The sequence below is a fragment of the Exiguobacterium flavidum genome (genome assembly GCF_003344535.1).
Classification (GTDB): Bacteria; Bacillota; Bacilli; order Exiguobacteriales; family Exiguobacteriaceae; genus Exiguobacterium_A; species Exiguobacterium_A flavidum.
The window spans coordinates 236,049-253,254 of record NZ_QPKS01000002.1 but is presented as its reverse complement, the minus strand read 5'-3'; the positions used below and the strand labels follow the sequence as shown (position 1 = coordinate 253,254).

Sequence of the window (17,206 nt, the reverse complement as noted above, 5' to 3'; positions counted from 1 at the left end):
CCATACTCCGGCGCGTCAGGGATGAGCTGGTCGAGATCCGTCTCAGGGACGTATCCTTCCTCGACCTCGTCCGTCACTTCGATCGGGGCTGACGCTTCGACTTCAGGAACACTGCTGTCAGTTTCAATAGCGGACGCCTCTTCGATTTCTTCCGTGACTTCGAATGCCTCAGCAACTTGGACGTCTTCGAGTAAATCGAGACCGTCTTCCAACTGGTCCTCCTGCATCTCCAATTCAGGGGGCAGTGTCGCTTCAACTGATTCGTCTTCCAAATCGGCCTTCTCAAGTGAAACCGGAATGTCCACAGTCTCGATTTCTTCAGTGAGCCTTTCGTTTGAATCCGAATGCATCTCATGCTTCTCGACTTTTCCCATGCTTGATGCAGGTGAAACTTCTTCTGCCTGCAGGCTTCGTGATTTATTCAGATCAGCTGTCCGGCTTTCCATTTCTGCCTTGGTTCGCGGACGCTGAAAGCCATAGATTGGCGACGGTACGTCCGTAGCTACGAATCTTTCCTCTTGAGCTTCCTTGTTCGGACGTTCGATCGGCTCCGCTTTTGGTTTCTTCTGTACAGCAAGCTCACGACGAATTCGTTCCGCTTGTTCACGCATCGATTGTTCGTATCGATTGCTCATCCCTTCCACCCCTTCAGTCTATTGAAAAAAAACGGCCGGTTTACCGGCCGATTTGAAATGGCTCCCCTGTGTGAGCTGACTCGTCAAGGACGAGAATTCCTTTTTCTTGCGTCGACGGCAAAGCCAGTTCGCGTGCAGAACATAGCATTCCGCTCGAAGCGACACCGCGCAGTGCAGACGGCCGGATGATCAATCCCGAAGGCATGACGGCTCCCGGTTTCGCGACGACCACTTTTTGATCTGTTGCGACGTTCGGTGCGCCACAGACGATTTGAAGCGTCCCGCCATCCACTTCTACTTGGCAGACGGACAACTTGTCGGCATCCGGATGCTTCTCGCAAGACGTGACATGTCCGACGACGAACTTCGGCGAGTAGTCGATATCCGAAAGATCGAGTTCCCGCCCTGTCTCACGGACGACTTCCGCGATTTGTTCAGCCATTTCAGGCGTCAAGTCGACCGGTCCGACCGTGTCGATCGCAAATGTTTCCGACGCGTCGAAGATGTTGTACCCGATGACTTCCTCCCCGTGCAGGACTGTTGCGATACGTCCCTTCCGCTCAGCCGTCACTTCACTGCGTGGTGCATCCGCCAGGACGACCATCAAGACATCCCCGATGCCTTCTTTATTGTAAAAAACGTTCATTGACAATTTGACTCCCTTCAGACTTTCTCACATTGCCTATTGTAGCAGATTTTTCAAGCGTTCGGACGCTTGTTTTTCGCAAGGACGAAGACCGGTTCGAGCTCGCCGTCCTCGTGAAGGAACGGTAGTGCCGTGACTGGGACGCGTCCGTTCGTAAAGAAGTCGAACATCAGCTGTTGCATCACATCATATCCTGCGTCATTGCGGATATCCGCGAAAATCAGGACGTCCTGATGCGGAATCCCGACGGCGAACTCTCCTTCGATCCGCTCGGCATAGGACGAGAGAAGTGCTTTATCGAGGACGCGGCTCGCTTCGTAGCCGTCCCCTGTGCTGAGGAAGTAAAACAGATTGCCTGCGACCTCGTCTTGCTTGAATGGCGCGTCGAGCTTCTTCAAGTTGAAGCGGGCAGCTTCGGACAAATGCTCTTCGTTCCAGCTCGCCTCTTTTAGCATCTTTTCATCGATCAGCCGGTAAGTCTTCCCGAGATCGACCGCGTACATGATTTTCGTCTCACCCGTATGCGGCGTGCTAATCAGGCGCACGCCCTCCTTCGTCTCGTCCGCGAACGATTTCGCCCGGATGACGGGGAAAATGCGTTGTTCGTTTCCTGCAAGCGACACTGGATTCATTTGTTCAAGCACTGCCTTGACGTATTCGATCGTCTCTTCGACAGCGACCTCTCCGCGGCGTTTCGCTTTTGCGACGAGCGGATTCAAACCGAGATCGACCCCTGAGCGATCCGACTTCCTTTCGATCCGCAACACTGATTTTTCACGGTCGAAATGTGTCGCGTATTGTTCTCCTTCGAATGCCGCCGTGATCATGCGGCGAATTTGATTCATTTCCATGGTACGTTCATCCTTCCTATTAAAAAAAGCGAGACGAGGCTCGCTTCAAACTGTTTCGAGAAATGCTTCTACCTGTTCAGGCGTCTTCCGTTCCTTACCGACGTATCGTCCAGTTTCCTGTCCGCCGCGATAAGCGACGAAGCTCGGGATTCCGAAGATGTCGAGTTCCTGTGCGATTTCAAGGTGATCGTCGCGGTCGACATAATAGAACGTAAGACCGTCGAAACGTTCCTCCATGCCCGGCAGGAACGGGTCAAGGAACCGGCAGTCAGGGCACCAATTAGCTGAGAACAGGAAGACCGAGTTCTCCTTTTTAGCTGCTTCGAACTCTTCACGTGAAGTCAATTTTTGCATTGTAGCAACTCCTTTACTCCCCTGATTTCAGGGGTTTCCATTGCGCTTATCATAGCATATCTCACCCCTGATGTACGCTCGTATGCTCTGTTTGCTATACTTACCATGTATTCTTATCCCGAAAGGAAATGACCATGTCTGACAAAGTGATCAAACACCCGCTCGAGCGGTTCATCGGCTTCGTCGGGATGACGGCCATCCTGCGCTACGGTTACTCGTTCATCGACTCTGAACTGACGCTCAGTGCGATCTTGCTCTATCTCGTCGTCGGTTTTGCCATCTTGATTTTGCTGGAGGCGGTGTTCAAAAGGCTTGCCCGGAAGCTCCCGCTCTTTCCGGCCCGCTATCTGCTGCCGCTCTATGCCATCTACCTGTACGTCTTCTTCCTCAGCTTCTATTCAAGTGCGTTCGGCTTCTCGCTCTAATGCGGAAAAGAGGATGACTCAAAAGTAATCACTTCCCTTCACACGCTTTCCTCAGGCGAAACACGAGCCGTGACCCCTGTCCGAAAATGGACAGGGGTCCGGGGCTCATCGGTCTCTGACAGCGCGGTTCCACCGCGCTTTTTGCTGTAGGAGTCGCGTGAAGCGAGTGATCCTTTCTGAACGAGAATACGGGGGCGGATTCCGAATCCGCCCCCGTATTTCGTTTATGGATCGACTTTTGAGTCAGCCTCTTTGTTCATTTGACTTGGAGCGTCTCGAGAGTCGTCTCGTCAAGGTTGCAGACGAGCTTCTTCAACAGCTCTTTTGCCGCGTCATAGTCGTCCGTATGCATGATCGAGGCATGCGTATGGATGTAACGGGCCGGAAGACCGACGACTGTCGTCGGGATGCCGTTGTTCGACCGGTGGATGACGCCGCCGTCCGTACCGCCCATGCCGACATAGTACTGATACGGAATCTTGTTCGTCTCCGCCGTATCGAGGACGTAGTTCTTCATCTCCTTCGAAAGGATCATGACGCTGTCCATGATACGAAGAAGCGGTCCTTGTCCGAGCTGACCGAACTCCGTCTTGTCACCAGACGCATCGTTCGCTGGTGACGCATCGACGACGAACGCGACATCCGGATCGATCATGCGGGTCGCCGTCGTCGCCCCGCGCAGACCGACTTCTTCCTGCACTGTCGCGCCGGAGAACAGGACGTTCGGGTGATCTTTCGCTGTCGTCTCCTCGAGCAATTCAATCGCAAGACCGACTCCGTAACGGTTGTCCCATGCCTTCGCCATGATCTTCTTCGGGTTTGCGAGCGGTGTGAACGGGCAGACCGGAAGCGCGACGACACCCGGACGAATTCCGAACGACTCTGCTTCCTCCTTCGAATCCGCCCCGACATCGATGAACATGTCCTTGATGTCCATCGGCTTCTTGCGGACTTCCTCCGTCAACAGGTGCGGCGGAATCGATGCGATGACGCCAGGGACGACGCCCTTATCACCACAGACGGAGAAGCGCTGCGCGAGCAAGACCTGATTCCACCAGCCCCCGAGCGGTTGGATTCTGAGCATGCCGTGTTTCGTGATCTGGGTGATCAGGAAGGCGACTTCGTCCATATGGCCAGCGACCATGACTTTCGGTCCGTCTGCCTTCCCTGTCCGTTTTCCGAAGATCGAACCGAGCCCGTCCGTTACGATCTCATCCGAATGCGGCGTGATCCGGCCGCGGACGAACTCGCGTACTTCGTGTTCGAATCCCGGGGCACCGTTCATTTCGGTCAACGTCTTGAATAGTTCACGTGTTTGTTCATTCACTATGTATCGCCTCCTATTTCATCATTATACAAAAAAATCCGGGAAAGCCCTTCACCTTTTGTTTCTCTCTCGGCACGGAATTTGGTACAGTAGGGATAGACACTAGTGAGGAGGGGAATTTTTAATGAAAAAACGCTATTTAGTGATCGGGGTCGCTGCTGCGGTCGTAGCCGGTCTCGCCGTCAAGAAAACGATCGACAACAAACAGCTCTCTGCTGAAGAAGCGCTCGAAATCACGAAACGTACATTTTCTGCAAAAGGCCGCGTCCAAGGTGCTTGGATCTCTGCGACACCGGAAGCATACTCTTACGAGTCGCGTGACTACCAAAGCTACAAAGGTGGCATCTCAGTCCTTGAAGGTGACGAGGAAAAAACGTATCAATTCACTGTCGATGCGGAAACAGGTGCACTTCTCGAATACGCTTGATGATTCATGCCGCGTTAGCTCGCGGCTTTTTTTGTGCAAAAAAGCCTAGCCTCATTACGAGGACTAGGCTTTTGCTTATTGCGGGTTGTTGTTTTTCTCGTAGATCGGGTTCATGTAATCTGAAGTAGAGTACAGACGCGGTACGACGACATACAGGATGACCGCCGGAATCGCGATGATCAGGAGCATGAGAAGCATCGGAAGCCAGTAGACGACTTTTTGCTTCAAGTTGTTCGCGTTCGCATCGATGTATTCCTTGACGCCTTCCACCTGCGCGACATCGTTGTTCGAGAGCATTTCACCCTTCGTCGCGTCGTAGAAGTGGATTTCACGCTTGACCGTCACGAAGATACCGTCGCGGACCGTATCGAGTTCTGCGATCGCGCCGATGATTTCGTTTCCTTCTTCACCAGTGAACGTCTTCGCGTTCTCCAGTTCAACCGAACCTTTTTTGTAGTCGTAATGCGACCCTTGCAACTCCTCGTCGAGCGCCTTCTTCATGTCAGACGTATCAACCGCTGCCAGTACCGTATTGCTGATACCGAGCGCGAGGAATAGTGCCGTTACGAGTGCTAAGCCTTTTTGCCACATCCCCAATTTCCCCCTTTACCTATAAGTACAAGTTCTTCAGTCAACAACATTGTACCAATTAATAAGAAAAAAGTGTGAAAGAAATACTAGGAAAATAAGAAAACTTTTTGTCCAAATCAGTTTCGGAACGTCGCTTCCATCCGGTAGATTGGCTGTCCCATACTGGAGAAACGCTGCTCATACTCAGTCCGGACGTTGTCTTCCGGTTCGTTCGCGTGCAGGTCGAGTGACATCCAGTCGAACGTCATGCCGTAGTTCGACATCGTCATCAAGCTCGATTCGAACAGCTTTCGGTTGTCCGTCTTGAAGTGGATCTGCCCGTTCTTTGGCAGGATGTCCTCGTACGTCGACAGGAAGGTCTTGTATGTCAGACGACGCTTCGCGTGACGCGTCTTCGGCCAAGGATCCGAGAAGTTCAAGTAGAGGCGTGTCACCTCTCCCTTTTCGAAATAATCACGAAGGTCCTTCGCGTCGACTGTCAGGACACGGACGTTCGGTTGCGGTTGCTCGACAAGCTTTTGAACGATGGCGACGGCTACGCTCTCGAACAGTTCGATCGCGATGAAGTTGACATCCGGGTGTTGCTTCGCCATTCCCGTGATGAATGCGCCCTTTCCTGATCCTACCTCGATGTAGAGCGGGTTCTCGTTGCCGAACTCCTCCGCCCACTTTCCTTTCGTCGCAGCCGGGTCTGCGACATATGCTGACGGGTGCTCCTTCATATAATCAAGCGCCCATGGCTTGTGACGTAAACGCATGTCGTTCATCCTTTCCATAATTCAAAATAATCCCGCATCATTGTATCATGATTCGGGGAAAGAGAAGAAGGAAGTTCTCGTTCAGACAAGAAAGTTCAGAACATCGTCACTTGAGAAAGATTGAGCATTCCATTACACTTTGATAAAGCATACCACCTAAAAGGAGGTCATCCCTTGGATCATTTCTTGATCATGTGGGCTTCGCCCCTCACCATCCTCGTTGCCGTCGCGGCCTTGTTCGTCTGGGCGACGGTCGGCAAGATTGACGTAGAAGAAAAATGAACAGCTAAAAGCTCTCCTTCCAATATGGAACGGAGAGCTTTTTCGTCGATCAGGATTCAAGCAGCTGCTCCAGGAACAGATAGCTGTCCATCCGGTCCGGATGGTCATAGTCCTCATACCAGTAAATCGATAATACGGCCTGAGCCACGACATACCAGTGCATGCGGCGCTTGAGGTCAAGCGTCAGCGGATGTCCGTACTGCTCGAACCATTCCGGCCAGAGCGCCTCATCGACATAGCTGTAAAGCATCATGCCGAGATCATAGGCACGGTCCGCGATGATCGCGTCATCCCAGTCGTTCAAATAGAGGTGCCCATCCGCACCGATCAGCCAGTTGTTATGGTTCAGGTCAGAATGACAGACCACTTGTTCCTCCGAGCGTACGGCCGGCAGTTGCCGTTCAAGAAAAGCAATCGCTTCCTCTACCAAATCCGCCCGCGCAAGTCCGCTCGGCTGGAAGTATATCTTACATTGCCGAAGGAGTTCGTCCGGCTCGATCGGTCGTTGATCGAGTTGCTGGAGCATGAAAAGCAGTTCCTTCGAATCATGAATCTTTCCTAACAGCTTCGCCACTTCCGGGCGCTCCATCGCCGTCGGATCCAGCTCATCCCCTTCGATGAACTGCTGGGCACTAATGACGTCACCACTGTAAATCCGTTTCGTCCACAACAGCTTCGGGACGATGCCGTCAGCGGATAGGATCGCAAGGAACGGCGAGGAGTTTCGTTTCAAGAATAGTTTTGACTGCCCGGTCGAAGCGATGTACGCCTCCCCGGTGATGCCACCTGCGGGCGTGATGGACCATCCTTCTCCGAGCACATCCAGAATATCTAATTGTTCCATCATATCCGCTCAACTCTTTAATAGATTTGCCTAAAGGCACAATAGTTATCTTAACACGCCCCGATCGTCGTTGACAACGGATGTACGACGAGGCAGGACACTCCTTTTTCGATCGGCTCCGGCGATGCCTGGTCTCCCATCGCGTACACGTTGAACCGGCCATGCGGCAGATCGAGTTCATAGGTTTCCCGGGTCGAGTTATGGACGACGATCACCCGCTGCCAGGCATCGTAAGAATGGGTCGCATCGACCTCGTAGGCGATGACGCCGTGATTTCCCGTCGGCAGGAAGCGGAACAAGGCTTGTACTTGATTGCGCCGATGATAGCGGAATGAGGAATGCATCCTGCGTATCTGAATCAGCCCCTTGACGTAGGCGACGTCAGCGAGCCGAGCATCGCGAAGCAGCCAATCCATCCGGTTGATTTCATCCGGCGCATTGTAGCTGTTCTCGACGCCCTGCTTGGTCCGTCCAAATTCCTGACCGGCGTGGAGGAATGGAATTCCTTCCGCGAGCAGGGCGATCGCCTGCGCGAAACGCCCCATCTGCCTGCGTTCGTCTTCCGAGGCCTCCGGGACGGCCAGGGCGATTTTATCGGCCAACGTATGGTTGTCGTGCGCCTCGACATAGTTGATCGAGTAGCTCGGCTCCGGAAAACGTCCGATCGTCTCGTCTGGAATCGTCACGCTGCCCGGAAGAGCAGAACGGACGTCTGCCGCCTTCCAGATATCTCCGAGAGCGAATCCCCGGTCATGTTCATTGAAGGTCGACCCTTTCAGAGCATCACGAAACACGTCGTTGAAGTGTCCGATTCCAGGCATCCGGGCAGCCCACTGGCTGATCGCCTTCTCACGCGCCGGAAGCGGCGTCGCAAGATCCCATCCCTCCCCATAGATGAGGATGGACGGATCGATTGCGTCGAGTGCGGAGCGGACGGCGGTCATCGTCTCGATATCATGGATTCCCATCAAATCGAAGCGGAAGGCGTCGACCCGGTAAACCCGCGCATAGAACGTCAGGCAGTCGACGATCAACCTCCGCATCATGAAGCGCTCGGATGCCGTGTCATTGCCGACCCCCGTACCGTTCGAGTAAGAGCCGTCGAGCTCCTTGCGAAAGTAATAGTGCGGGACAAGGCGGTTGAGCGCGGACTCATCGCGGAGATGAACATGGTTCATCACGACGTCGAACGTGACACGAATTCCGGATTTATGGAGCTCTTCGATCAGATCGGCATATTCGATCACGCGGGCAGCCGGGTCCGTCGCGTCACTCGCATAGCTCCCCTCCAGTGCGAACCAGTTCACCGGGTCATACCCCCAGTTATAAGGGGAACGCGATATCTCTTCCGTCGTTCCGAAATCATGGACAGGAAGCAGCTGGAGATGAGTGATCCCGAGGTCGATCAAGTAGTCGAGCCCCGTCGGATGATCGTTCGGGGAACGTGTCCCCTTCTCAAAGACACCCCGATACTCACCCGGATGACTTGAACCGGAGGACGGATCGATCGTCAGGTCGCGGATGTTCGCCTCATAGATGACGGCATCGGTCGGCTTGACGAGGACCGGTCGTTTAGCCGGAGGCGCGTGACGTGCCGCGATCAATCCCTCCACGTCCAGGAGGACACCGTATTCCCCGTTCGCACTCACCGCCTTCGCGTACGGATCGACCACCTCGAAACATCCGGCCCACGTCGCGACCCGGTAGCGGTAAAACAGCGTTTCCCGGGCGATCTGGACATGCCACACGCCTCGTTCCTCGCGCTCCATCGTAAGCGCGGTGAGTTCCTCCCCGCGTTCCGTGTATAGGACGAGCTCGATCGTGTGGGCGACAGGGGACCAGACGAAGCAGTCAATCGTCTTGACGGAGAAGACGAGGCCGAGAGGACCTTCATAACTGTACAGACTGTCGAACAGACTTGTCTGCATGATTTCAGCCGGCACGACGACGAGACCCTGACCGCTCTGATCGACCACCCGGTAGACGTTAGTCAAGTCAGCTGGATGTTCGAGATGGAGCGTCACGCGAAGGTTCCCTTCCTCGATCCAGTCGAAATGCCCGACCTGGAACGGTTGCGGACGCTCGTCCCTGTACAACTGGAGCGCACTCAAATCGAAACCTGCCCTTACTTCGAGCAGAATCGACTCGAACGTCGCAAAGCGGGCGCTGATGATGCTGTGATGAATCTCTGTCGTATGAAATGAATGCATTTCAGTCGGTCCTCCTCTCGCCTTCTCCATTCATTCTTCCGCGGTTTCGAATGTCTCTTCCTGTCGTTCGATCGCCTGCGCGAACGTGACCGAAGCCATCCGTTCAAGCAGGCGGTCACATATGCGTGCCTGCTGCGCTTTCGTATGCGGAGCCAGGTCATTCATTCGTTTGATCCACGCTTGAAAGTCGATTTTGTTTACGTACGTGGAAGTCGCGTCCTTCGGTACATGATCGAAATATCCTTTTGAGGCCACGATGATCCGTTCGACCGGAAGATCACTTTCACCGGCGAGAAGATGCTTCAGCATATCCTCCGTCCGCTTCAAGTCGATCAACGGGCTGAGCACCTGCCGCGTCTCCCCTTTGAACGGCTGCTCCATCCACTTCTTCGCAGGCGAGACGTGATAGATGCTCTCCTCCCCGTCGAGCCAGGCGATCAGATGAATCGCTGTCGGCCCGACGACGAACGAGCCGAGTTCGACCTCGCCCTGCTGATACTGGGCGACCGGACGATAGAATAATCCGTAATGGTCATTCAGCTGATGGAGCATCAAATAGAAATCGAGCTGGCGCCGGTATGACAATCTCCATACCTCATCCTCCCGCGCACCACCTGCCGCGTAGAGCAGTTTATGCATCTCAAGCCGCTTCGCATACCACTTCAAAAAAGCGGGACGCGAGAGTTGCTTCCCCGGAAGTTCGATCGTCTCGCTTCGAGCGAACATGCGCCACCATGGCTTTTTGCGGACGATCGTCTCACCTGGAAACAGCTCTCCCTCTTCCCATTTCTTATAAACGGAACGATAATCCGCCTCCGTCTGTTCCAAGTACCGCTTCGACATCTCGAGGACACCTCGCTCGTAGCGGCTTTGCAAATCATACAGCTTCATCAATTGAGACATGTCCTCACCTCGTTTCCTCCACTCGCCCGAGCGGACACCGCAAGCGCTTGACATAACGCGGCGTCTCGCCCGGACGTATTTCATACAGGATGATCTCCTCGATCGCGACCGGTATCGAAAAGGGCGCCAATTCGACGAGAGGGCCCGCCCCTTGCCGCCATTTCTTCGCGAGCGTCACATGCGGGACGAACCCCCTTCTCCCTTCTTCCTGAAAAGGCAGTGCAATCCGGTTCAACTCCTCATTCACTTTCGGACCGAAAGCGAAAACACGCGGCCGTTCCTTCACACCGAACAGAACGGTCTCGGATAATTCAATCTTAAACGGAACGAATTCCTCAGCGACCATCTTGATCCGTACCTTCCAATTCGCCAACTCTTCCTCTCCCACCTCACCGAGGAAGCGAAGCGTCAGATGATAGTCCTCCGTTCCATAAACATTCTTATAGTGTGCCGTCAGCGGGATCGCCTTCACTGTTTCCGCGATCCGGTCGTCATGCATCGGCAACGCGATGAAATAATGGCGTCCCATCTTGATCACTCCTTGTTTCGGCCGCTCGCGAGGAAGAGGAACGAACCGATGACACTACATATTGTATATACCCAGAACACGGCAAAGATGGAGCTTTGGTCAAGCACAATGCCGCTCATCAGGTTGAACAGGGCCGTCGCGAGTCCCGTCGTCGCTGCCATGTACGTACTTACAGCAGTCCCGATCGTCGACGGATGAACGAGCGAACGAACGTATTGCAAGGCGACCGGGATGAGCAGACCGACGATGACGCCTTGCAGCGCAGCTAAAATCCACATCGACCACATCACCGGTTCAAGAGCGAGCAATCCGGTCCGGACGGCCGACAGAAGCGAAACCGCGAACAGGACCGGAATCGCCCCGAATCGCAACAGCAGCGCGCTCGCTATCCGCATTAACGGGATTTCACAAAGGACAGCGACGAAGAACAGTGTGCCGACGAACGCCGTCGTCTCGCCGCGGCTCGTGACGTAGCTGCCGAAGTAATAGTTGTTGCCGAAGATCGGGCCGAAGACAAGGATTCCGGCAATCAGAAACAGCAGGAATCGCCCGTTCTTGAACAGACTGCCGATCGGTGCCTTTTCCGCTTCGTGGTCCGGAGCATGATCGACGAGCAGGAACGAGACGGCGAAGGCGAGAAGGAGAGCCGCTCCACTCGCATAGAAGATGCTCTCATACCCGTAGTCCATCAGGCGTCCGAGGGCGAGGGTCGCGACAGCAAAACCCGCTGAGCCGAACAGGCGGAGCAGACCGTAATCGATTCCCTTACGCTGCGTGAACTGAATCGCGAGCGTATCGACGAGCGGGATGTGGGCACATTGGAACAGCGCCCAGAGGCACGAAATGAGAAGCAGCAACAAGTAGACCGAGGTCAGGAGGTAGCTGAGCGTAAAGACGGCTGCTCCAAGCAGCGCTATCATGAGCAGACGTTTCGGACGTCCGAATTTGTCAGCGAACATTCCCCAGACAGGCTGAAGAAGGATCGAGAGGATCGGACCGGTCGCGACGATCGTCCCGACCTCCGACGCGCTCAAGCCGAATGCATCCTGTGAGAAATAGAGCGCAAGGTACGGGATCAATGCCCCCTGCGCGAAGAAGATGAAGAAATATAACGCCTGGTAACTGTATTTTTGTCGGTTGACCAATGTACTCTTCCTTTCAAACGCATACCCCGTAAGCCGCAGCCCCGGGGTATGACGCACATCATTTCGCTAGTTCGTAGATTGCCTCCGCGTAAATCGCGACAGCTTCGAGCAACTCGTCGAAGTCGACATACTCGTCGACCTGGTGAGCAACTTCCGGTCCGCCCGGGAAGACAGGACCGAAGGCGACGCCGGCCGTCAGAGAACGTGCATACGTCCCGCCGCCGATAGCGATCAAATCAGCCGTATCACCCGTGTGCTTCTCATAGACACGGCTGAGCGTCTTGATCAGCTCATGGTTCGGATCGACGTGGTGTGGCCGCATATGCGTCCGGTCCTTCAATTCGAAACCGTACGCAGCAGCGGCTTCACGGATCATCTGCAGGCGCTCCGTGAAATCAGCGGTATATGGATAACGAATGTTCATTGATGCCGTACCGCGACCTTCCGCATAATGGAACACGCCGCCGTTCACTGTCAGGTCGCCCGTCTCGTCAGAAGCCTCGATTCCGATTGCGACACCGCGCGAATCGCGGAACAGGTGCGTCACCATGTCGATATATTGTTTTCCATTGTAATCGAGGTGGAGCGTCTTCAGGAAGATGGCGAGATAAAGCGCGGCATTTATTCCTTTGTTCGGTTCCATCGCGTGCGCCGCGACTCCGAACACCTCGAACTCGAGTCCGTGCTCCGTCGATTTGACGACACCCGTCAGATTCCGCTCTGCGAGGAAGGCGTGGAACTTCGGTTCGACGTCCGTCTCCTCGAACACCTTGACGACCGCTTTCGCAAACGCCGGGACCATGTTCGGTCGCTCCCCGCCTTCGAACGAGACGAGATGGAAGACCGTATCCGGCATTTTCGCAGGCTTTCCTTGGACGAGCACGCCATCGTACAGTCCCTTCTCCGCATTGATGATCGGGAAGTCAGCGTCCGGTGCGAATCCGAACGTCGGCATCTCCTCCGTCTTGAAGTAATGCTTGACGCAACGCCATTCACTCTCCTCGTCACACCCTGCAATCAATCGGATACGCTTTGAAATCGGCAAACCGAGCTCCTTGACGATTTTAAGGGCGTAATAGGCAGCGATCGTCGGTCCTTTGTCATCGATGGCACCGCGCGCGTAAAGCTTTCCGTCTACGAGAGTCGGGTTGAACGGACCGTATGTCCAGTCATCGCCTCCAGGCGGTACGACGTCGAGGTGACAAAGGATGCCGAGCAGTTCCTCTCCTTCACCGTATTCGAGGTGCCCGGCATAGCCGTCAACATCCTTCGTCTTGAATCCGTCGCGTTCCCCTGTCGCGAGCATCCAGTCGAGAGCGAGCTTCACTTCTTCACCAAACGGCGCTCCTTCGCGCGCTTCGCTCTCGTTCAATACGCTCGGAATGCGAAGCAACGCTTTCAGGTCCTCAAGCATCGCGTCGCGACGCTCTTCCACTTCTTGTTTCCAATTGACCATTCGATTCTCTCCCTTACACGATAGTCGGTTTCTTCATTAGTATATAGCGAAAAAATAGGAATGACGAACGATTTATTATATATAATCTCTCTTTTCGTTTATTAACGAACATTGATCAGTGAATATAACATTAAAATTCGTCCATTAATCATAATTTTATCATTTTTTTACATAAACGTTCGGGCAAAACACTTGATTTCTATATGAAAAGAGTTATACTAAAGGCGAAACAACTTGATTTCCATTTCTTAGACACCCGAAGTTTTAGATTTTCGATTCTATCCATTGGGGGAGTGGTTAACCAATGAAAGCTTCTACAGACCGTATGTTGACGCGCATCAAATCCATTTACTTGTTCATCAACGAGAATGGGACTACGACGACGTCACAGCTAGTTGAAGAGTTTGGCATCACATCGAGAACGGTGCAACGCGATCTGAATGTGCTCGAGTACAACAATCTCGTCGAGAGTCCTTCTCGCGGGACATGGGCACCGATCAAGAAAAAACAACGGGCTGGATGAAGTATTTGTTTCGAAACTGCATATGATATCGTACGACGCGATGCGAATCGCGTCTTTTTTTGTTACCTTTTTGAAGCGTTTGGGTATTTCTTAGATGAGAACCAAAGGAGGAGAAGTATCATGGACATCATCATCATCGGAGCGAACGGAACGACAGGCAGAAAGATGGTCCGGCTGATTGGAGAGAGTGCCCATCATCAGGCGATCGCCGTCGTCAGGGAAGAAAATCAGATCAACGACCTGATCCATCTCGGTGCGGCCGAAGTGCGCGTCGGCGATTTGACGGAAGACATCAGTCCGGTCATCGCGGACGCGGATGTCATCATCTTCGCCGCCGGTGCCGGCGGTGCTTCAGACGCATTGACCCGCGCAGTCGACAAGGAAGGTGCGATCAAAGTGATCGACGCGGCGAAGGACAGCGGCATCAAACGCTTCATCATGCTCAGTTCGATGGGAGCCGACGATCCGCAAGGAGAACTGAAGGTCTACCTCGAAGCAAAAAGGGCAGCCGACGCTCACCTGCGCGAAAGCGGACTCGACTATACGATCGTCCGCCCCGGCCCACTGAACGACGAGGACGGACATGGAACTGTCGAAATCAAAGGACACTTCGATTCTTACGAGGGCCGCTCCGTTTCCCGGGATGATATCGCATCTCTGCTCGTTGCCCTCGTCGACCATCCGACACAAAGCCGTCAGTTCGAGGTGCTGAACGGACCGTTTAAAATCGAGGAAGCGCTCCGGAATCATTAACCCTTCCGCTGCCGCGAGCGCACACGATGGCATGAATAGGATCCAATGATTCAAACTAAAAACAGCCGAAGAACCGCAAGACTCTCGCATGAGAATCTCGCAGTTCTTCGGCTTTGTTTCATTCAGGCTGCCAGTCGAACAGCGCGAGCTCATCTTCCGTCAGCTCGCGGTATTCACCGAGTTCGAGCGACTCGTCAAGGAGCAGCTCCCCGATCGAGACGCGTTTCAAATAAGTGACTTCCTTGTCTAGAGAAAGCATCATCCGCTTTACCTGGTGATACTTCCCTTCCGTGATCGTCAGGCGCAGCTCGGAAGTGTCCTCGTTAGCTTGCAGGATCTCAAGGACGCCCGGCTTCGTGACATATCCGTCATCGAGCGTGACGCCTTTTGCAACGTGACGGACATCCTCTTCCGTCAACATCCCCGTCACTTGTGCGAAGTATGTCTTTGCCACGTGTTTACGCGGCGACATGAGGGCATGATTGAACGATCCATCGTTCGTGATGAGCAGCAGACCTTCCGTATCCTTGTCGAGCCGGCCAACCGGGAACGGATCAAACACGCGCTCCTCTTCCCCGAGCAGGTCGATCACCGTCTCGTCCCGGCGGTCCTCGGTCGCACTGATGACGCCTCCTGGTTTATTCATCATCAAATAGATGTACTTACGGTATTCGACCGGTTCCCCGTGCAGGAGTACCGTCTGAAGCGCCGGATCGACGTGTGTCTTCGCATCTTTGACGGTCACGCCGTCGACCACGATCGCTCCTGTCTTCAAAAGTTGCTTTACTTCCTTACGTGAACCGAACCCCATGTTCGAGAGCAGTTTATCCAGACGCATCTTATCGTCTCCGTTTCAAATTGAATTTTCTTCCGAGCACGGCTTCCGCGAGTCCCGTCCAAACAGACAGTCCTGCGAAGACGACGACTCCGATCCCGGCACCGAGTACCGTTATGAGGACGGCACTGAAGAACGTTTCGGGCAGAATTGCGACGAGAAGCAAGCGGGTACCAAAGACCATCGCCCCCATGATCGCGCTGATGATCAGAACGAGGGATGTCCGGCGCCCGATACTTGAGAACGGGAACTTGACCGTTCTCGTTATGCGCCAAAGCATCAACCCGGTCGCGACGACGTATCCGAGGATCGTCGCATACCCGGCACCTGTGCCGTCTCCCGTCAGATGGATGAGCGGCGCGTTGAGCACGTACTTCGTCAAAAGGCCCGCTGCCGTCGCGAAAATCGTGAAGTACTGCCGGTTGATCCCTTGAAGGACGGCTGCTGTCACGGAGTAGAGCGCGAGGAACAGCGCACTCGGTGCATAGTTGAGCAGGTAGATCCAGTGCGTCTTCTCCCCCGGGAAGAGGACATGGAAAATCTCCTCACTGAGGACGATCATCCCGACGACTGCCGGAAGCGTGACGAAGAACGCCAGTTGGTAGATCTGTGAAATCTGCGAGCGGACCTTGCGGATATCCTTATTCGTATAGGAAGCGGTCAACAGCGGGATCGCAGATAGGGACAATCCTGTCGCGACAGAAACCGGGATCAGGACGATCTTATGGCTGTCCGCGATCAGATAGGCCGTGATCGCGCCCGCCTCCTTCAATGTATATCCGATTTCCTGAAGCGCCGCGTTCATCGTGTTCTGGTCGATGACCTGATAGAGCGGTGTCGACAGACCGACCATGACGATCGGAATCGCATAGGCGAGCAGTTCCTTGAACAGCGAGCCAAGCGATCGGTTCGGCGAGACGACTGTCTGTTCACCGAGTTCACGCTTCATCCCCGGGCGGCGTTTCTTGTAATAGTACAAAAGAACACCGACGCTGCCGATCGCTCCGATGAAGGCACTGAACGTCGCAAGCGTCGCAGCCCATTCACGCGAGGCGTCAAAGATGTAGATCCCGATCGAGACGGATGCGAGAAGGAAGACGATCCGGACGATCTGTTCGAGAATCTGTGAGATCGCCGTCGGTCCCATCGACTGATGGCCTTGGAAATATCCGCGGACCATGCTCATCGCAGGAATCAGGATGAGGGCGAAACTGACACCTCTGATCGTCAAAGTGACGGAATCGATGAAGTATGCCGTGTCTACGTCTCCCTCGGGGATCGCCTGCTTCGCAAGGACAGGCGCGAGAAAGAACAGAACGAGGAACGAGATGACACCGGTCAAGGTCATGATTTTCAAACCTGAGCGATACAATCGTTCGCTCGTGTCGTATTCACCGAGTGCATTATACTTCGCGATGAACTTCGAGACGGCGACAGGGATGCCCGCCGTCGAGATGCCGATCATGATCGCATAATAGTTGTAGGCATATGTATAGAACATGATGCCGAGCGGTCCGACCATCGCCTGGAACGGGAAAAGATAAAGCAGGCCGAGCGCACGGGAGATGAGCGACGCCCCGGACAGGAGCATCGTCCCCCTGACGAAACTGTTCTTATTTGAAGTGGACATTAAGCAATCCTCCAGCTTTCTGTTCTGTAATGAACCGTCTCAGAAAGACAAGTTCTCTCTTGCACAATCGCAGACCATTATA

The 17,206-nt window shown here is 54.1% G+C and carries 19 protein-coding genes and 1 pseudogene; 5 read left to right on the top strand and 15 right to left on the bottom strand.

All coding sequences use genetic code 11. The features are described 5' to 3' along the window. From DFG60_RS03050 to DFG60_RS03035, 4 genes and pseudogenes are all read right to left on the bottom strand, one after another. Positions 1-635, bottom strand: a pseudogene (locus tag DFG60_RS03050) (hypothetical protein); the annotation flags it as partial. Between the two features lie 40 nt (positions 636-675). Beyond that, a complete protein-coding gene (ytpR, locus tag DFG60_RS03045) occupies positions 676-1,281 on the bottom strand; it encodes a YtpR family tRNA-binding protein (protein WP_114570261.1) in 606 nt (201 codons plus the stop codon). 53 nt (positions 1,282-1,334) lie between these two features. After that, entirely contained in the window at positions 1,335-2,132 is a 798-nt protein-coding gene (locus tag DFG60_RS03040; RefSeq protein WP_114570260.1) for a DUF1444 domain-containing protein, read from the bottom strand. 45 nt (positions 2,133-2,177) lie between these two features. Continuing rightward, positions 2,178-2,486, bottom strand: coding sequence for a thioredoxin family protein (locus tag DFG60_RS03035; RefSeq protein ID WP_114570259.1), 309 nt, complete (start codon positions 2,484-2,486; stop codon positions 2,178-2,180). Positions 2,487-2,620: 134 nt separating this feature from the next. Between DFG60_RS03035 and DFG60_RS03030 the strand changes: the two genes are divergently transcribed. Then, positions 2,621-2,911: a hypothetical protein gene (locus DFG60_RS03030; protein WP_114570258.1), complete on the top strand. Its 291-nt coding sequence runs from the start codon at positions 2,621-2,623 to the stop codon at positions 2,909-2,911. A 256-nt stretch (positions 2,912-3,167) separates the two neighbouring features. Here DFG60_RS03030 and DFG60_RS03025 read toward each other — a convergent pair whose 3' ends face one another. Next, positions 3,168-4,238: a M42 family metallopeptidase gene (locus tag DFG60_RS03025; RefSeq protein WP_114570257.1), complete on the bottom strand. Its 1,071-nt coding sequence runs from the start codon at positions 4,236-4,238 to the stop codon at positions 3,168-3,170. A 124-nt stretch (positions 4,239-4,362) separates the two neighbouring features. Here DFG60_RS03025 and DFG60_RS03020 point away from each other — a divergent pair, with 124 nt between their 5' ends. Next, complete coding sequence (locus tag DFG60_RS03020; protein ID WP_114570256.1) at positions 4,363-4,665, top strand: PepSY domain-containing protein; 303 nt, start codon at positions 4,363-4,365, stop codon at positions 4,663-4,665. 75 nt (positions 4,666-4,740) lie between these two features. Here DFG60_RS03020 and DFG60_RS03015 read toward each other — a convergent pair whose 3' ends face one another. Both DFG60_RS03015 and trmB read right to left on the bottom strand, forming a co-directional pair. After that, positions 4,741-5,256 (bottom strand): hypothetical protein, encoded by a 516-nt coding sequence (locus DFG60_RS03015; protein ID WP_114570255.1) that lies wholly within the window; start codon positions 5,254-5,256, stop codon positions 4,741-4,743. Positions 5,257-5,372: 116 nt separating this feature from the next. Continuing rightward, positions 5,373-6,014 (bottom strand): tRNA (guanosine(46)-N7)-methyltransferase TrmB, encoded by a 642-nt coding sequence (gene trmB, locus DFG60_RS03010; RefSeq protein ID WP_114570254.1) that lies wholly within the window; start codon positions 6,012-6,014, stop codon positions 5,373-5,375. Positions 6,015-6,188: 174 nt separating this feature from the next. Between trmB and cydS the strand changes: the two genes are divergently transcribed. Then, a complete protein-coding gene (gene cydS, locus DFG60_RS13850; protein WP_408608646.1) occupies positions 6,189-6,296 on the top strand; it encodes a cytochrome bd oxidase small subunit CydS in 108 nt (35 codons plus the stop codon). Positions 6,297-6,345: 49 nt separating this feature from the next. On the opposite strand, the gene DFG60_RS03005 is transcribed toward cydS, so the two are convergent. Genes DFG60_RS03005 through pepV form a run of 6 tightly spaced genes read right to left on the bottom strand, consistent with a single transcriptional unit; the run spans position 6,346 to position 13,383 of the window. Further along, positions 6,346-7,140, bottom strand: a complete 795-nt coding sequence (locus DFG60_RS03005) for a phosphotransferase (RefSeq protein WP_114570321.1) — start codon at positions 7,138-7,140, stop codon at positions 6,346-6,348. Between the two features lie 50 nt (positions 7,141-7,190). Then, positions 7,191-9,350 (bottom strand): type I pullulanase, encoded by a 2,160-nt coding sequence (pulA, locus tag DFG60_RS03000; RefSeq protein WP_114570320.1) that lies wholly within the window; start codon positions 9,348-9,350, stop codon positions 7,191-7,193. Between the two features lie 30 nt (positions 9,351-9,380). Continuing rightward, entirely contained in the window at positions 9,381-10,253 is an 873-nt protein-coding gene (locus tag DFG60_RS02995; RefSeq protein WP_114570253.1) for a hypothetical protein, read from the bottom strand. Between the two features lie 4 nt (positions 10,254-10,257). Then, the gene (gene thpR / locus DFG60_RS02990; RefSeq protein ID WP_114570252.1) at positions 10,258-10,782 is read right to left on the bottom strand and encodes an RNA 2',3'-cyclic phosphodiesterase; all 525 of its coding nucleotides are present in this window, start codon (positions 10,780-10,782) and stop codon (positions 10,258-10,260) included. 5 nt (positions 10,783-10,787) lie between these two features. Continuing rightward, positions 10,788-11,927 (bottom strand): MFS transporter, encoded by a 1,140-nt coding sequence (locus tag DFG60_RS02985; RefSeq protein ID WP_114570251.1) that lies wholly within the window; start codon positions 11,925-11,927, stop codon positions 10,788-10,790. 58 nt (positions 11,928-11,985) lie between these two features. Further along, on the bottom strand, positions 11,986-13,383 hold the full coding sequence (pepV, locus tag DFG60_RS02980; RefSeq protein WP_114570250.1) for a dipeptidase PepV: 1,398 nt from the start codon (positions 13,381-13,383) through the stop codon (positions 11,986-11,988). A 304-nt stretch (positions 13,384-13,687) separates the two neighbouring features. On the opposite strand from pepV, the gene DFG60_RS02975 reads away from it, so the two are divergent. Both DFG60_RS02975 and DFG60_RS02970 read left to right on the top strand, forming a co-directional pair. Next, a complete protein-coding gene (locus DFG60_RS02975) occupies positions 13,688-13,906 on the top strand; it encodes a DeoR family transcriptional regulator (protein ID WP_114570249.1) in 219 nt (72 codons plus the stop codon). Positions 13,907-14,026: 120 nt separating this feature from the next. Next, positions 14,027-14,659, top strand: coding sequence for an SDR family oxidoreductase (locus DFG60_RS02970; protein WP_114570248.1), 633 nt, complete (start codon positions 14,027-14,029; stop codon positions 14,657-14,659). A 118-nt stretch (positions 14,660-14,777) separates the two neighbouring features. On the opposite strand, the gene DFG60_RS02965 is transcribed toward DFG60_RS02970, so the two are convergent. Continuing rightward, positions 14,778-15,497, bottom strand: a complete 720-nt coding sequence (locus DFG60_RS02965; protein WP_114570247.1) for a pseudouridine synthase — start codon at positions 15,495-15,497, stop codon at positions 14,778-14,780. A gap of 1 nt (position 15,498) precedes the next feature. Next, complete coding sequence (locus DFG60_RS02960) at positions 15,499-17,124, bottom strand: putative polysaccharide biosynthesis protein (RefSeq protein ID WP_114570246.1); 1,626 nt, start codon at positions 17,122-17,124, stop codon at positions 15,499-15,501. Between the last annotated feature and the right edge of the window lie 82 nt (positions 17,125-17,206).

What these genes read in the sequence shown, in the direction of transcription:
- ytpR (WP_114570261.1), bottom strand. Translation starts at nt 1,281, where the DNA reads ATGAACGTTTTTTACAATAAAGAAGGCATCGGGGATGTCTTGATGGTC.
- DFG60_RS03040 (WP_114570260.1), bottom strand. Translation starts at nt 2,132, where the DNA reads ATGGAAATGAATCAAATTCGCCGCATGATCACGGCGGCATTCGAAGGA.
- DFG60_RS03035 (WP_114570259.1), bottom strand. Translation starts at nt 2,486, where the DNA reads ATGCAAAAATTGACTTCACGTGAAGAGTTCGAAGCAGCTAAAAAGGAG.
- DFG60_RS03030 (WP_114570258.1), top strand. Translation starts at nt 2,621, where the DNA reads ATGTCTGACAAAGTGATCAAACACCCGCTCGAGCGGTTCATCGGCTTC.
- DFG60_RS03020 (WP_114570256.1), top strand. Translation starts at nt 4,363, where the DNA reads ATGAAAAAACGCTATTTAGTGATCGGGGTCGCTGCTGCGGTCGTAGCC.
- DFG60_RS03015 (WP_114570255.1), bottom strand. Translation starts at nt 5,256, where the DNA reads ATGTGGCAAAAAGGCTTAGCACTCGTAACGGCACTATTCCTCGCGCTC.
- trmB (WP_114570254.1), bottom strand. Translation starts at nt 6,014, where the DNA reads ATGCGTTTACGTCACAAGCCATGGGCGCTTGATTATATGAAGGAGCAC.
- DFG60_RS03005 (WP_114570321.1), bottom strand. Translation starts at nt 7,140, where the DNA reads ATGGAACAATTAGATATTCTGGATGTGCTCGGAGAAGGATGGTCCATC.
- pulA (WP_114570320.1), bottom strand. Translation starts at nt 9,350, where the DNA reads ATGCATTCATTTCATACGACAGAGATTCATCACAGCATCATCAGCGCC.
- DFG60_RS02995 (WP_114570253.1), bottom strand. Translation starts at nt 10,253, where the DNA reads ATGTCTCAATTGATGAAGCTGTATGATTTGCAAAGCCGCTACGAGCGA.
- thpR (WP_114570252.1), bottom strand. Translation starts at nt 10,782, where the DNA reads ATGGGACGCCATTATTTCATCGCGTTGCCGATGCATGACGACCGGATC.
- pepV (WP_114570250.1), bottom strand. Translation starts at nt 13,383, where the DNA reads ATGGTCAATTGGAAACAAGAAGTGGAAGAGCGTCGCGACGCGATGCTT.
- DFG60_RS02975 (WP_114570249.1), top strand. Translation starts at nt 13,688, where the DNA reads ATGAAAGCTTCTACAGACCGTATGTTGACGCGCATCAAATCCATTTAC.
- DFG60_RS02970 (WP_114570248.1), top strand. Translation starts at nt 14,027, where the DNA reads ATGGACATCATCATCATCGGAGCGAACGGAACGACAGGCAGAAAGATG.
- DFG60_RS02965 (WP_114570247.1), bottom strand. Translation starts at nt 15,497, where the DNA reads ATGCGTCTGGATAAACTGCTCTCGAACATGGGGTTCGGTTCACGTAAG.
- DFG60_RS02960 (WP_114570246.1), bottom strand. Translation starts at nt 17,124, where the DNA reads ATGTCCACTTCAAATAAGAACAGTTTCGTCAGGGGGACGATGCTCCTG.